Genomic DNA, 14026 nt, shown 5'->3' with positions numbered 1-14026 from the left:
ACCGAGCGGCCCTTTTCGCACCGGTACCGAGCGGCCCTCTCCGTGCCGGTGCGGAACAGGCCCCGCACCGGCGGTCAGCCGGCGCCGTCAGCTCACTGGGAGCCGCGCCAGTCGTCCCCGTTCACGATCAGACCCGCGACGAGGGCGCCCGACATCCCGGCGTGCGCCAGCCCGCCACCCGGGTGCGATCCGCCGCCGACCGCGTAGAGACCCGGTATGCGGGTGCGGTTGGCGGGGCGCAGGAAGCGGCCCCCGTCACCGGCCAGCGCGGGCCCCCGCACCGACTCGCCCTCGGCGGGCGGCAGCACGGCACGCCACAGCACCCGCTCCCGCAGCCCGGGTATCGCGGCCCCGGCGGCCTCGGTCAGCCGGTCGGCGGCGGCCGCCTGCGCGGGCGTCTCGCCGTGCTCCGCGACCTCCCCGTCCGCGGCGGGCGGCAGCGCCAGGTCTCCGTACGGCGCCACCGCGGCGCTCAGTGTCACGGCCTCGTGGCCGTCGTCGGGCCGGGAGCCGGGGTCGTCGGGGCGCAGCACCGTCACCGTCGGGCGGTCGCACAGCGCCCCCTGCCCCTGCCCGAACACCGCCGCCAACTCCACGGCGCGGTCGGCCGCGTGGACGACCGTCCGGTGCGCGGCGTCCGCCGGGCGGGGGCCGCGCAGCGCGAGGCAGACCGTGAACCGGCCCGGCGCGCGGCGCTCCGCGTCCGTACCGGGACGTACATCGTCCGCGCGCCACGGCTCCGCGTCCTTCAGGAGCGCCGGCAGCCGGCCGGGGGCGAGGCCCGCGACGACCGTGTCCGCGTCGGCGCACGTGCCGTCGCGCAGCTCGACGCCGGCCGCCCGGCCGTCCGCCACCACGACGCGCGTCACCTCCGCGCCGAAGGTGAACTCCACCTTGCGGGCCAGGCACCTTTCGTACAGCGCGTCCGCCAGCGCCCGCATGCCGCCGCGCGGATACCAACTTCCGAAAGTCTGCTCCATGTACGGCAGGACGGCGGCGCTCGCGGGCACCGTACGCGGATCGAAGCCGTACGCCAGGGCGTAGCTCTCCAGGAGGGCGGTCAGCCGCGGGTCCTTGAGCTCGCGGCGGGCCACTTCGGCGAGGGGGCCGGGCGCCGCCGGCCTGCGCCGCCCGAACAGGCCGCGCTTGGGCTCCGCCGGATACGGGTCGCGGCCCAGCACCTGCCAGTCGGACCACAGCGGCTCCTCCAGCAACGGCCGCCGCGTACGGTCCCACGCCTCGCGGGCGCGGACCAGGAAGTCGCTCCAGCGCTCGCCGGCGCCCGCGCCCAACGCGTCGTCCAGCGCGGCGAGGACACCGGCCCGCGACGCGTTCGGCAGCGAGGCGGCCGTGCCGTCCGGGAAGACGTGGCGGGCGGCCGGGTCGACCTGGGACAGCTCGACCACGCTCTCCAGCGGCTCGCGGCCGGTCTTGACGAACAGGTCGCGGTAGACGGCCGGCAGGTGGAGCAGCCCGGGGCCCGTGTCGAAGCCGAAGCCCGCCCGCTCGAAGCGGCGCACCGCGCCGCCGTACGTCGCCCCGCGTTCGTACACCGCCACCCGGTGGCCCGCGACGGCCAGCCGGGCGGCGGCCGCCATCGCGCCCATCCCGGCGCCGATCACCGCAATCCGTGCCATGCCTGCGACTTTATCCGGCACCACTGACAACGCCGCCGCCTGCCCGCCAGGACCGGCGGCTCAGCCCGCCGGCGGCCCGGCCCCGTACGCCGCCGCCACCTGCCGCTCCTCGCGCCGCTGCCGCCTGCGTCGCAGATAGCGCCGTACCCGCGACCACAGGAAGACCACCAGCAGGATGCCGGCGACCAGCAGCACACCGGCGATGACCGCCGCGGCCACCGGGTGGAACACCGCGAAGACGACGATGCCCGCGACGCCCAGGTCCTCCAGCGTGCTCAGCACGAAGTTGCTGGCCGGTTCGGGCGAGGTGTTCACCGCCATCCGCGTGCCCGCCTTGACCAGGTGGCTGACCAGCGCGCTGGAGCCGCCCACCGCGCCCGCCGCCAGCTGCGGCAGCGACCCGTCGTGGCCGGCCAGCAGCGCGGCCACCACGCCGCCGGAGACCGGCCGGATCACCGTGTGCACGGCGTCCCACACGGAATCCACGTAAGGGACCTTGTCGGCGACGGCCTCGCACAGGAAGAGCACGCCCGCGACGATCAGCACGTCGGTGCGCTCCAGGGACGCGGGCACCTCCTCGGCGACCCCGGTCGCCCCGAGCACGCCGAGGAGCAGCACGACGGCGTAGGCGTTGATGCCGCTGGCCCAGCCACTGGTGAAAACGAGGGGGAGTACAGACACGCAGCTGATCGTAACCAGCCGCTGCGCGCCGGTGCTCAGGTTTGAGTATCCGTACTCAGTCCCCGAGATGAGTAGGTACGCGGATGGGCCGCGACCTGCGCGGACGGAAGAGTGGGGGCCACGGAAGGGACGCGGCGCCGGCACCGCCGGCACGGGGCGGCGGAACGGCGCGGCAACCCGGACGTGACGGGGGAGCACGGGGGAAGCAAGGGGGCTCCACGGGGGAAAGCACGGGGGCACGGGGCCCCACGGGGGAAGCGCTGTCCTGGTCGGATCGCCGGGGGAACGATCCGAACCGGGGCAGCGCGTCCATACGGACAGCGGCGGCCGGCACTCGATGCCGGCCGCCGCTGCGCATGCCGGGCCGGCCGACTCGGACGCGGCCTCACGGGCGCCCGCTCACCCGGCCCTGCAGCAGGCGCGACAAGGACGCGTGCACGTCGTCGACCGACCGGTGCGGCTGGTAGGACTGCCAGTCCAGCGCCGCCACCAGCACCATCCCGAACAGCGCGGACGCCGTCAGCGGGATGTCGATGTCCTCGCTCAGCTCGCCGGCCGCCACCGCCTCCCGGAGCACGCCCTCCACGACCGTGATCGCCCGCTCGCGCACCACCATCAGCGTCGACTGCCAGGCCCGGTTCGTACGCCACAGTTCGGCCACGTACAGCTGGGTCAGCGCCGGATAGCGGGCGATGAACTCCAGCCCGGCCCGGATCATCGCGTCCAGCGCGTCCACCCGGGTGCCGCCCCGGGCCGCCGCCCCGTCCGCGGCGTCCTGGAGGGAGGTGGCCAGCAGCTCGATCCCGTGCCGCAGGAGCTCCTCGAAGAGCTCGTTCTTGCTCGCGAAGTTGTAGTACACGGTGCCCTTCGCGACACCGGCCCGATCGGCGATCTCGTCCACCGTCGTGGAGGAGAAACCCTGTTCGGCGATGAGGGTGACCGCGGCCTCGAAGAGCTTGCGCCGGGTGGCCTGGCGGCGCGTGCTGGAGCTGTCCATGGGGGAGATTGTGCCGCTCCCGGCGGCCCGCGCGCTCACAGGCTGAGCTCCGGGTGGAGGTCCTTCATCCGGACGATCTGCTTCCCGCGCGCCGCCCAGGCGGTGAGCGCGAGCGCGGCCGCCGTGAAGGCGAGCAGCACGACGCCGCCCTGCCATACGGGCGCGAGGTCGCCGCCCGTGATGAGCCGCCGCAGCCCTTCGACGATGTAACTCATCGGCAGGAACGGGTGGACGGCGTTGAAGAAGCCGGGGCTGGTCTGTACCGGATAGGTGCCGCCCGCCGACGTCAGCTGGAGCATCAGCAGCGCCAGCACCAGGATGCGGCCGGCCGGCCCGAAGCGGGCGTTCAGCCACTGCACGATCGCCGAGAAGCACGCCGTGGCCAGCAGCAGGAACCCGATCGTGCCCGCCGCCCGCTCCATCCGGAGGCCGAGCCCGTAGTGCAGTACGGACATCAGGGCGGCCGTCTGGAGCACTCCGAGGGCGAACACCGGCAGCCATCCGGAGACCGCGATCCGCCAGGCGCCCGCCCCAATGGCGAGCGCGCGCCGGTTGAGCGGCGGGATCAGCATGTACGCGACCATCGCGCCGACCCAGAGGGAGAGCGGGATGAAGTACGGCGCGAACCCGGTGCCGTAGTTGGGCGCGCGGTGGGCCGCCTGGGAGGCGAGCTGCACCGGGTCGGCCATCACCCGCGTACGGGCGTCCCGGTCCGCTGTGCCGTAGTCCGGGATCTGCCGCACGCCGTCGTGCAGCCCGCCGGCCAGCTTCTCCGAGCCGTCGGAGAGCTTGTACATGCCGCCGTAGAGGGTCTGCGCGCCGTCCTTGAGCTTGCCGACGCCCCGGTCGAGGTCGCCCGCGCCGGACGCGGCACGGCCCGCGCCGTCGTGCAGCTGCCGGGCCCCGCCGGCCGCACGGGCCGCGCCGTCCGCCAGCTCGCCGGTACCCGCGGCCAGCTTCCCCGCGCCCGCCGACACCTGGTGGGCGCCCGCGTTGAGCTGGTTGATCTTCTTGACGGCGGCGTCCATGTCGGCGCCGAGGGTCGGGCCGCGCCGCGCCAGCTCGTCCGCCAGCCGGTGCAGCGAACCCAGGTCGCGGCCGAGTTGTTCGAGGTTCTTCTGGTCGTGGACGTAGCCGCTGACCTGCTCGGCCTGGTCGGCCGCCGTGTCCGCCCGGTCCCTGAGCCGCTTCAGCTCGGCGCAGGAGGCGTCGGGCCGGGCCGCGTTCTCGCACTGCTTCCGGTAGAAGGCCGCGAGGCGGTCGGAGATCCCGCGGGAGAGCTTCGCGCCCGCGTCGGCCGCCCGCGGCAGCTTGTCCAGGTTGTCGCGTACGGCCTGGGAGCCGTCGGCGACCAGCCGGGCGACCCGGCCGATCTCCTTGCCGTGCGCCCGCACGAAGGGGCCCACCTCGGCGACCACGCCGTTGACCTTGTCGGCCAGCTGCTGGGTGCCCTGGGCGACCTGGCCGGAGCCGGCGGCCAGCTGTCCGGCGCCGCGGGAGGCGGCGGACGCGCCCCTGGAGAGGTCGGCGGTGCCCGTGGAGAGCTTGTCTGCGCCCGCGTCGAGGTCCCGAAGGCCGGTGACCAGGGTGCCGCTGCCGTCCTTCGCCGTACCGAGCCCGTCCTTGAGCTTGCCGGTGCCGTCCTGGGCCTGCCCGATGCCGTCCTTGAGCCTGCCCGCGCCGTCCGCCGCCTCCTGGGTCTTGTCGTGCAGCGTCGAGAAGGAGACGAAGATGCTGTCGTAGAAGCCGCGCGAGGACTTCGCGGAGGCAGCCGAGCGCACCTCGGAGAAGACCGTGCGGGAGATCTGCCCGACGATGTAGTTGTTGGCGTCGTTCGTCCGCACCTTCAGGGCGCCGGTCTCCGGATGGTCGCCGGAACTGGACGCGAGCCGCTTGCTGAAGTCCTTCGGAACGGTCAGCGACAGGTAGTACGAGCCGTCCTCGACGCCCTTGTCGGCCTCCTGGGCGCTCACCTCGTGCCAGTCGAAGGTGTGGCTGGCGCGCAGCCCGTCCACGATGCCGTCGCCGGCCGCGATCTTCTTGCCCTCGGCCTCGGCGCCCGCGTCCTCGTTGACGAGCGCGACGGGGATCTTGTCCAGGCGTCCGTACGGGTCCCAGAAGGAGAACAGGTACAGCGCGCCGTAGAGCAGCGGCAGCAGCAGAAGGGCGATCAGCGCCGCCATCGGCAGCTTCCCCCTGCCGAACCGTTTCAGCTCAAGCGCGGCCAGCCTCGGCGAACGCATCCGCCGCCTCCTTGTCGTCGTCGCGGGTGTCCTCGCGGGCCGCTGTACTGACCACGACCGCCCCCTGGGGCGCCTTGCTGCACACGGCGAGCACGGTCGTCCCGGAGGCCGCCAGCGCGCGCAACGTCGCCCACACGAGGTCGCGCTCGTCGTCGGAGAGCTTCATGTCGGTGTCGTCGATCGCGACCAGCCGGGGCCCGCCGATCAGCGCCAAGGCGATCGACAGCCGCAGCGCTTCCGGCCGTTCCAGGTCGCGTACGGACGTCCGGTCGCCCTTGGGCAGGGTGGTCAGGTCCAGGCCAGCGGCCTCCAGAGCCGCGTCGATCCGCGCGCGGGCCGCTGCGGTACGCTCCCGGCGCGGGCGCAGCAGCGCGCGGAGCGGGCCGCCGAACCGGCGCTGGAGCAGGGTGCGTTCGCGCAGGTGCTCGGCGACGGTCAGGGCGGGTTCCAGTTCCGTGACACCGGGTACGTGAGCAAGGGCGGTGACGGTCCGGACGGCCGCCGTCCTCTTGGGCAGCGGCAGACCGGCCACCTCGGCCGTGCCGGCGGCGGACGCCATGCGGCCGGTGAGCGCGAGCAGGAGGCAGGTGCGGCCCGAGCCGGACGGGCCCTCGACGGCGATCAGCGACCCGGGCTCCGCCACGAGGTCGATGTTCCTGAAGGCCCAGCCACGGGGGCCTTTGACGCCGTAGCCCGTGGCGCGTACGGCCGCCCCGTGCGGGGTGCTGTGCACGATCCCCTCCCTTGAACTGACCAGTCAGTTCAAAAAAGTATGCGCAGCCGCGCCGGGGCTCCGCAAGGGGGCCGGAAACATCCGCCCGCTTTCCGGGGAAAGCGCGTATCTCCCGAATTACGGCCGCCTTCGCAGGGAAAGAGCAGGTCAGAGCCGATTGTCAGTGGTGTGCCTCACGATGGCCCCATACGGTCTCGAACCGTCATGCGACGACAGGAGGTTCGTCATGGCAGCCAGTTCGGCCGCGGGCAGCTCCGCGGCGTACGGCCCTCCGGGCGATGTCCACCCCGTCCTGCGCCGGGCGTCCGCGCCGCCCGCCGCCCTCGACCTGCTTGCCCAGGCGCAGCGCGGCGTGGACGAGGCCCGCACCCTGGAAACCCCCAACGAGCGCTATGCCACCGCCCACCTCGCCGCGCTGCGCACCGCGGCCGCCGTCCTCGCCGTGCGCGGCCGCCCGGAGACCAGCCTCCGCCGGCGGCAGCGCATCCGCAGCGCCTGGGAAGTGCTGCCCGAAGTCGCTCCCGAACTGGCCGAGTGGAGCGCCCTGTTCGCCTCCGGTGCCCAGCGCCGGGCCCGCGCCGAAGCCGGCATAGCCGGCGCGGCCGGCCCGCGCGACGCCGACGACCTGATCCGCGACGTGTCCATGTTCCTGCGCCTGGTGGAACGGATGCTGCTCCTCCAGCCCGTGCTGCCGTCCCAGCGGGCGGGGTGAGCCGGGCGCGGGACGGGGGCGCGGGGCCGGGGCGGGAGAGCCGCCCCGACCGGCCGCGGCGCACCCGGACCGCGGCGGGGGTACGGCGCGGGACGCAATAGGGTGGGGCCCATCAGTTCCATGCCCCCGTCGAGGAGCCACCCGCCGTGTCTGACCCGCTGCGCCCGCGCGCATCCCTTCGTACCGCCGTGGTCTGGGAGGTTCTCAAAGACGCCCTGGAGCGCCGGGCCAAGGCCGCCGGCTGTGACGCCCTCGACGTCCTGGACACCGGCGGCGGCACGGGCAACTTCGCCGTGCCCGTCGCGCGCCTGGGCCACCGCGTCACGGTGGTGGACCCCAGCCCCAACGCCCTGTTCGCCCTGGAGCGGCGGGCCGCCGAGGCGGGCGTCGCCGACCGCGTCCGCGCGGTGCAGGGCGACGCTCACGGCCTGTTCGACGTGGTCGAGCGCGGTGGCTACGACGCCGTGCTGTGCCACGGCGTGCTGGAGTACGTCGACGACCCTGCCGAGGGCGTGGGCAACGCGGTCGCCGCGCTGCGCCCGGCAGGCACCCTGAGCCTGCTCGCCGCCGGCCTGGGCGGCGCCGTCCTCGCCCGTGCCCTGGCGGGCCACTTCACCGAGGCCAGGAACGCCCTGACCGACCCGGCGGGACGCTGGGGCGACGGGGACCCGGTGCCCCGGCGGTTCACCGCCGAGCAGCTCACCGCGCTGGTCTCGGACACCGGCCTGGAGGTCGGCGCCGTGCATGGCGTACGGATCTTCGCCGACCTGGTCCCCGGTGTGCTCGTGGACACCGAGCCCGGCGCCATGGACGCCCTGCTGAAACTGGAGGCGGCCGCCGCCGAGCAGCCCGCCTTCCACTCCGTCGCCACCCAGCTGCACGTGCTCGCCGAGCGGGGCTGAGCGCCCCGGCCGCGTACCGGTCGCGTGCAGTCGGCCACAGGCCACCCGATCAGCCGCTTCGCCCCGTATGATCGGTGTACAGCGTCCGGCATGACGGATCGGCGGGTGGGGAATGCAGGCTGCGACACCACCGACCGCCGTGGCGGCCCGGACAGTGAATTGGCGTAGAGGGGCGGGTTTCACGGGGGCGATTCCCTGCCTATCCTGAAAGGGTCGCACCCGGTCGCCCCCCGCGACCGACGAGTAGGAGGACTCCGTGCCGCTCTCGGAGCACGAGCAGCGCATGCTCGAGCAAATGGAGCGAGCGCTGTACGCCGAAGATCCCAAGTTCGCGACAGCGCTTGAGGGAAGCGGGCTGCGTACGTACACCCGGCGACGGGTCTACCAAGCGGTCGCGGGCTTCCTGGTAGGTATCGCGCTCCTCATGGCCGGAATGGTCGCCCAGCAGATCTGGATCAGCGTGGTGGGATTCCTCGTCATGCTCGGCTGCGCGGTGCTCGCGGTCACCGGATGGCGCAAGGCCCCCAAGCCGGGCGAGCAGCAGGCCGCGGCGGGCGGCCGCGCGGGACCCGGCGGCACACCGGCCCGCCGCCAGGCCAGGCAGCGCCGGTCGATGATGGACCGGATCGAGGGCCGCTGGCAGCGCCGCCGCGACGAACAGGGCCACTGAGCGAGCCGGGTCTTTGAGCGAGCCGGGTCTTTGAGCGAGCGGGACCACTGAGCGAGCGGGGCCTTCGAGACGAGCAAGGCCACTGACCGGTCCCCGGGCCTCCTCCGAGCCCGGACCGAATTCCGTACGAAAGCGGCCGTCCCGACGTGGACGGCCGCTTTCGTATGCCCGGCTCCCGGCCTCTTCAGGGCGGCTCTCGCGTCTTTGCTCTTTGCAACCGCGAGAGCGAAGCCGGACGCCGCTCCCCGCGCCCCCTTACGTGCGCTGGCGCGAAGGGCGTACGGCGTTGGCCGTGCGGCGGGCGGCGGCGGCCGGGCGGCTGGCGGAGCAGCGGGCCAGGAAGGCCGACCAGCGGGACGAGAGGGACCACAGGGCCCGCGCGGCGGAGCGCGGGACCAGGAGGGCACGCACGCGCAGGCGCCGGGACGCGGCCGCGTGCAGCCCGGACCGGACGCGGCGCACCTCGTCCGCGAGCCCGGACGCCGGCCGCGGCCGTGGCGCGTAGAGGACCTGCTCGACCGAGGCGGCGACGCGGTGGGCGGCGTCGGCCGCCGCGCCGTCCAGCTCGCCTATCCGTACAATGCGCTCCGCCGCCTTGCGCGGGGTCAGCGATTCGTCCGGCACGATGCCGTAGTCCCAGCCGGTGTCGACCAGTTCCCGCCAGGCCGCGAGCGTACGCGCCGCGGGGTCCTGGCCCGTGCGGCCGCCGCCGAGGCGGTGGGAACGGGCCCACGCCCGCCACAGCAGCGGCAGCGCCACCACCAGCAGCAGGACCAGGACGCCGAGGCAGCCCAGGACGATCGTCCAGGGCGAGGGGCCGTCGCCGGCCGGGCCGCTCGCCGCCTGCGCGGGCGGCGTCCAGCAGGGGCCGGCCCGCCGGTCGGCCGGGGCGCAGCTCTGCGCGGGCGAGGGCTCCGCGGGTGCGGCCGCCGACCGCGACGGCTGCGGCGCCGGGCCGGTCGTCCCGCCGGTGGCCGGGGTGTCGGCCAGGGTGTAGTCGGGCAGCGTGCCACGGCTCGGCGTCGGCTCGAAGCGCGTCCAGCCGGCCCCCTCGAAGTACAGCTCGGGCCAGGCGTGTGCGTCCTTGAGGCCCACCGAGGTGGAGCCGTCGCTCTGCCGGGTGCCGGGGGTGAACCCGACCGCGACCCGGGCCGGTATGCCCAGCGTGCGTGCCATCGCCGCCATCGAGAAGGCGAAGTGCACGCAGAAGCCCTCCTTCTGCTCCAGGAACCGCGCGATGGCTTCCGTGCCGCTGCCGGCCTGTACCTCCGTGTTGTAGGTGAAGCCGCCGTTGAGCGAGAACCAGTCCTGGAGCCTGACCGCCTTGTCGTACGCCGAGCCGGCGCCCCGTGTCACCTGCTCCGCGGTCTCGCGCACCACCGCGGGCAGCGAGTCCGGCACCCGCGTGTACTCGCGGGCCAGCTCGGCGGGCGGCGCCGGCGACATGGCGAGCTGCTGCCTGGTGGGCCGCACGAGGAGGCTCTCGACCTGGTACTGCGCGCCGCGGGTGTTCTGCCCGCGGTCGCCGACCAGGGTGCGGCCCTCGGGCTCGAAGCGCCAGCGCCCGGATATGTCCACCCGGGAGGCGGGGTAGGGGAGCGGCAGCCAGCTCTGCGCGTACCAAGGAGCGGCGGAGATCGAGGTGTTGACCGTGGTGACGTCCACCGCGGGGCTCAGCCCGGCCGGGTCGGGGAGCTGGGCGGGCACGTCCTTGACGGCGCGCTCGGACGGCTTCCACGCCGTACCGTCGAACTGGTCGAGGGCCACGATCCGCAGGTACAGGTCGCGGGTGTCGGACGTGGTCGTGCGGTAGTTGAGGACCTGTTTGTCCTCCGGCTGGTTCAGGCTGTTCTGCAAGGAGACCAGCGGGTTCACCGCGGAGATCGTGCCTCCGCCGCCGGCGCCCCGCCCGACCGCGGCCGGGCCCAGCAGCCCGCCGCCGAGGGAGGGCAGCACCGCCGGCACCACCAGGGCGATCCCCAGCACCAGCGCGCCGATCCGGCGGCCGGTACGGACCGGGGCGTGCGCGGGGCCGCCCGCCGCCGAGGCGTGGCTCTGCCCTCCGGCGACCGGCGGCCGTCCGGTGCCGGGGCCGCGGCCGCCGAAGACCCGGCCCCACTGCGAGAGCCGCTCCCGGCCCTCGGCCAGGAGCAGCAGCAGATAACCGGCCCCCGCGATCAGGAACCACAGCCAGCTCGCCTCGCCCTGGGACAGGCCCGCCGCCACCGAATACAGCGCGAGCAGCGGCAGACCCGCGGGCGCCGCGCTCCGGTACGTCACGGCCAGCGCGTCCACCACCAGCCCGACCAGCACGACCCCGCCGACCAGCAGCAGGCGGATGCCCTCCGTCACCGGAGCCGGTATCGCGTAGCGGCTGACGTCGGCGACGCCCTCCTGCATCAGCTCGGCGAACTCCAGGAGGACGTCCAGGCCCGGCAGCACACCGGCGGTCGCCTTGTCGTGCGCGAAGAGCACGGTGAGCAGCAGCAAGGCGACCAGGGCCTGCGCCGTCACGGTCAGCGGGCGCGCCAGCGGTACCCGGCGGGCCAGCGCGCCCACCCCGGTCACGATCGCCAGCAGGACCGCCGCCTGGAGCACCCAGCCGACCGGGTCCACCAGCGGCAGCAGTGCGCACGCGGCGCACAGCGTCGCCACCGCCGCGCACACCGCCAGCCGTGCCCGCCCGCTCATGTCACCGCTCCGTTCCCCGATGCCGCGACGGACCCGGCGGGCCCGGCGGACCCGCCGCCCGGCGCCGTGCCACCGCCGTCCGCCCGGTCCGCCTGCCGCCACAGCGCCGCCAGCGAGTCGCCCGGCGCCACGGGCAGCGCCTTCCAGCCCGCCTCGCGCAGCATCCGCAGCCGCTCGTCGAGCGGCACCCGAGCCTCCTCGCCCGTGAACCTGAACCCGCCGGGCCCCCGCGACCAGGCGTCCCCGTCCAGCACGAACGCGACCGCCGCCCCGCTGCGCTGCCGCATCCGTCCGGCCACCGCGGCCTGCTCCTCGTCCAGATCCCCGAAGAACGCGACCAGCAGCCCTTCGTTGCCGCCGCGCAGGACGTCGTACGCCCGTGCCAGGCCCGGTTCGTCGGAGTGCTCCACCACGGCCAGGGTGTCCAGCAGGAGCCCGGCGGCGTCGGCGGAACCGGGGCCGCCCGCGTAGCCGCCGGCCCCGTCGGGGCCCGGCACGGACGTGCCCGTGTCGGTCAGGAAGCGCACCGAGAAGCCGCGCTCCAGCAGGTGGACCGCCACCGAGGCGGAGCCCGAGACCGCCCACTCGAACGCGGAGTCGGGCCCGGTGCCCTGATGGGCCGTGAACCGGGTGTCCAGCAGCACCGTGCAGCGGGCCTTCTGCGGCTGCTCCTCCCTGCGGACCATCAGCTCGCCGTAGCGCGCCGTGGAGCGCCAGTGCACCCGGCGCAGGTCGTCGCCGTGCCGGTAGCCGCGGGGGATGACGTCGTCCTCGCCGGCCAGCGCGAGCGAACGCTGCCGCCCGTCGCCGTACCCGGACGCCTCGCCGGCGAGCCGCACCGGCGGCAGCGGCTCGACCCGCGGCACCACCGTCAGCGTGTCGTGGTCGCTGAAGGACCGGGTGAGCTCGCACATGCCGAACGGGTCGGACAGCCGCAGCTGCAACGGCCCCAGCGGATAGCGCCCGCGCAGGTCGGAGCGGACCCGGTAGGACACCTCGCGGCGGCCGCCGGCCTCGACCCGGTCCAGCACGAAACGCGGCCGGGGCCCGAGCACGTAAGGCACCCGGTCCTGGAGCATCAGCACACCGGTGGGCAGCCGCGAGACGTTCTCCACCCGCAGCAGGACCCGGGACTCGGCGGCGGCCGGCACCCGGGCGGGGGAGAGGGTGCGGCTGCCCGCGACGCGGTGGCGGGTGCGGTGCAGCACGACCACGCACACCAGGGGCAGGGCGGCCAGCAGCAGTCCGACGCGCAGCAGGTCGGTCTGCCCGAGGGCGTAGGCGCACACGGCGGCCGCGGCACCGGCGGCCAGGAAGGACCGTCCGCGCGTCGTCAGCCCCCCGAGGGCGGCCCGCAGCCCGCCCCGCTCCGGTGCTTCCCCGATCCCCCCGGCAGGCATCAGAACCCCCGGGCGCCGGGCGGCTGTTGCGCGTGCGACCGGCGCCACTGCTGCGCCGAGGGGTCGGGGACCGGCGTGCGGTGCAGGATCTCGACCACGACCTGCTCGGCCGTGCGGCGGTTCAACTGGGCCTGCGCGGTCGGCAGCAGCCGGTGCGCCAGCACCGGCACCGCGAGCGCCTGCACGTCGTCCGGCAGCGCGTACTCCCGGCCGGCCAGCGCGGCGGCGGCCTTCGCCGCGCGCAGCAGGTGCAGCGTCGCCCGAGGTGAGGCGCCGAGCCGCAGGTCGGGATGGGTGCGGGTGGCGGTCACCAGGTCGACCGCGTATCTGCGCACCGGTTCGGCGACGTGGACCGTGCGCACCGCGTCGATCAGTTTCAGTATCTCGTCGGCGTGCGCGACCGGCTGGAGGTCGTCCAGGGGCGAGGCCGCGCCGTGCACGTCCAGCATCTGCAACTCGGCGTCCGGGCTGGGGTACCCGATGGAGACCCGCGCCATGAAGCGGTCCCGCTGCGCCTCGGGCAGCGGGTACGTGCCCTCCATCTCGACCGGGTTCTGGGTGGCGACGACCATGAAGGGGCCGGGCAGCTCGTAGGTCTGCCCGTCCATCGTGACCTGGCGCTCCTCCATCGACTCCAGCAGCGCCGACTGGGTCTTGGGCGAGGCGCGGTTGATCTCGTCGCCGATCACGATCTGGGCGAAGACCGCGCCGGGCTTGAACTCGAAGTCCCGCCGCTGCTGGTCGAAGACGCTCACGCCCGTGATGTCCGACGGCAGCAGGTCGGGGGTGAACTGGATGCGCCGCACCGAGCAGTCGATGGAGCGGGCCAGCGCCTTGGCGAGCATCGTCTTGCCCACGCCCGGCACGTCCTCGATGAGCAGGTGGCCCTCCGCGAGCAGCACGGTCAGCGAGAGCCGTACGACCTCCGGCTTGCCCTCGATCACACCCTCCACCGACCTGCGGACCCGCTCCGCTGTGGTGGTCAGATCGCTGAGGCTCGCTCGCTCGTCATAGGTCGTCACCCGGCCCTCCTCGGCCCTGCCCCGCGCTCCGGGAAGCGCGGGGTACCCCTGTGCGGGCCGGAGTCCTCCGTACGGACCGGCCCTCCCCGCCATGCGCCGCGGTGCCTGGCGGCCACCGCAGCGTCACACACGCATTCTCGCCGTCGGCGCCGCCCCGCGTCATGGCCTGTGGATAACTCGCGCGCCGCGCCGTCCGGCGCGGTCCGTCCGCGAAGCCGTGTGGGCGGGGGGGCGGGCCCCCCCGCCCCCACCCCCCCGGGCCCGGGCCCCGGGGCGCCGGCCCCCAAACGCGGGAGCCCCCCGGCCGACACGGGGGGGGAGTGCCCCCCCCCCCCCCC

11 protein-coding genes are annotated in these 14026 nt (G+C 74.8%); 3 read left to right on the top strand and 8 right to left on the bottom strand.

Annotated features, from left to right (window positions below; genetic code table 11):
- Positions 1-92: 92 nt before the first annotated feature.
- The 5 genes from ACH4K4_RS18520 to ACH4K4_RS18500 form a co-directional block, all read right to left on the bottom strand.
- Positions 93-1637 carry a phytoene desaturase family protein gene (locus ACH4K4_RS18520; RefSeq protein WP_398168425.1) on the bottom strand — a complete coding sequence of 515 codons (1545 nt, stop codon included), beginning with the start codon at positions 1635-1637 and terminating at the stop codon, positions 93-95.
- 60 nt (positions 1638-1697) lie between these two features.
- Positions 1698-2318, bottom strand: a complete 621-nt coding sequence (locus tag ACH4K4_RS18515; RefSeq protein WP_398168423.1) for a DUF4126 domain-containing protein — start codon at positions 2316-2318, stop codon at positions 1698-1700.
- Positions 2319-2703: 385 nt separating this feature from the next.
- Positions 2704-3315, bottom strand: a complete 612-nt coding sequence (locus ACH4K4_RS18510; RefSeq protein ID WP_398168422.1) for a TetR/AcrR family transcriptional regulator — start codon at positions 3313-3315, stop codon at positions 2704-2706.
- Between the two features lie 35 nt (positions 3316-3350).
- Entirely contained in the window at positions 3351-5558 is a 2208-nt protein-coding gene (locus tag ACH4K4_RS18505) for a YhgE/Pip family protein (RefSeq protein ID WP_398168420.1), read from the bottom strand.
- A complete protein-coding gene (locus ACH4K4_RS18500; RefSeq protein WP_398168418.1) occupies positions 5530-6291 on the bottom strand; it encodes an ATP-binding cassette domain-containing protein in 762 nt (253 codons plus the stop codon). Before ACH4K4_RS18500 ends, ACH4K4_RS18505 begins: the two co-directional genes overlap by 29 nt.
- 226 nt (positions 6292-6517) lie before the next feature.
- On the opposite strand from ACH4K4_RS18500, the gene ACH4K4_RS18495 reads away from it, so the two are divergent.
- From ACH4K4_RS18495 to ACH4K4_RS18485, 3 genes are all read left to right on the top strand, one after another.
- The gene (locus ACH4K4_RS18495; RefSeq protein WP_398168416.1) at positions 6518-7003 is read left to right on the top strand and encodes an SAV_6107 family HEPN domain-containing protein; all 486 of its coding nucleotides are present in this window, start codon (positions 6518-6520) and stop codon (positions 7001-7003) included.
- A 146-nt stretch (positions 7004-7149) separates the two neighbouring features.
- Positions 7150-7905 (top strand): methyltransferase, encoded by a 756-nt coding sequence (locus tag ACH4K4_RS18490; protein WP_398168415.1) that lies wholly within the window; start codon positions 7150-7152, stop codon positions 7903-7905.
- 256 nt (positions 7906-8161) lie between these two features.
- A complete protein-coding gene (locus ACH4K4_RS18485; protein ID WP_398168413.1) occupies positions 8162-8575 on the top strand; it encodes a DUF3040 domain-containing protein in 414 nt (137 codons plus the stop codon).
- Between the two features lie 255 nt (positions 8576-8830).
- On the opposite strand, the gene ACH4K4_RS18480 is transcribed toward ACH4K4_RS18485, so the two are convergent.
- The 3 genes from ACH4K4_RS18480 to ACH4K4_RS18470 are packed head-to-tail and all read right to left on the bottom strand — an operon-like array spanning position 8831 to position 13688.
- Positions 8831-11266 (bottom strand): transglutaminaseTgpA domain-containing protein, encoded by a 2436-nt coding sequence (locus ACH4K4_RS18480; RefSeq protein ID WP_398168412.1) that lies wholly within the window; start codon positions 11264-11266, stop codon positions 8831-8833.
- Positions 11263-12666: a DUF58 domain-containing protein gene (locus ACH4K4_RS18475; protein WP_398168411.1), complete on the bottom strand. Its 1404-nt coding sequence runs from the start codon at positions 12664-12666 to the stop codon at positions 11263-11265. Before ACH4K4_RS18475 ends, ACH4K4_RS18480 begins: the two co-directional genes overlap by 4 nt.
- Positions 12666-13688 carry an AAA family ATPase gene (locus tag ACH4K4_RS18470; RefSeq protein ID WP_398168409.1) on the bottom strand — a complete coding sequence of 341 codons (1023 nt, stop codon included), beginning with the start codon at positions 13686-13688 and terminating at the stop codon, positions 12666-12668. Before ACH4K4_RS18470 ends, ACH4K4_RS18475 begins: the two co-directional genes overlap by 1 nt.
- Positions 13689-14026 lie beyond the last annotated feature (338 nt).

Origin of the sequence: Streptomyces sp. NPDC017529 (assembly GCF_044329785.1) — a bacterium.
Lineage (GTDB): Bacteria > Actinomycetota > Actinomycetes > Streptomycetales > Streptomycetaceae > Streptomyces.
Note: the sequence above shows the minus strand (reverse complement) of the source record. Positions and strands in the feature narration are given on the sequence as shown.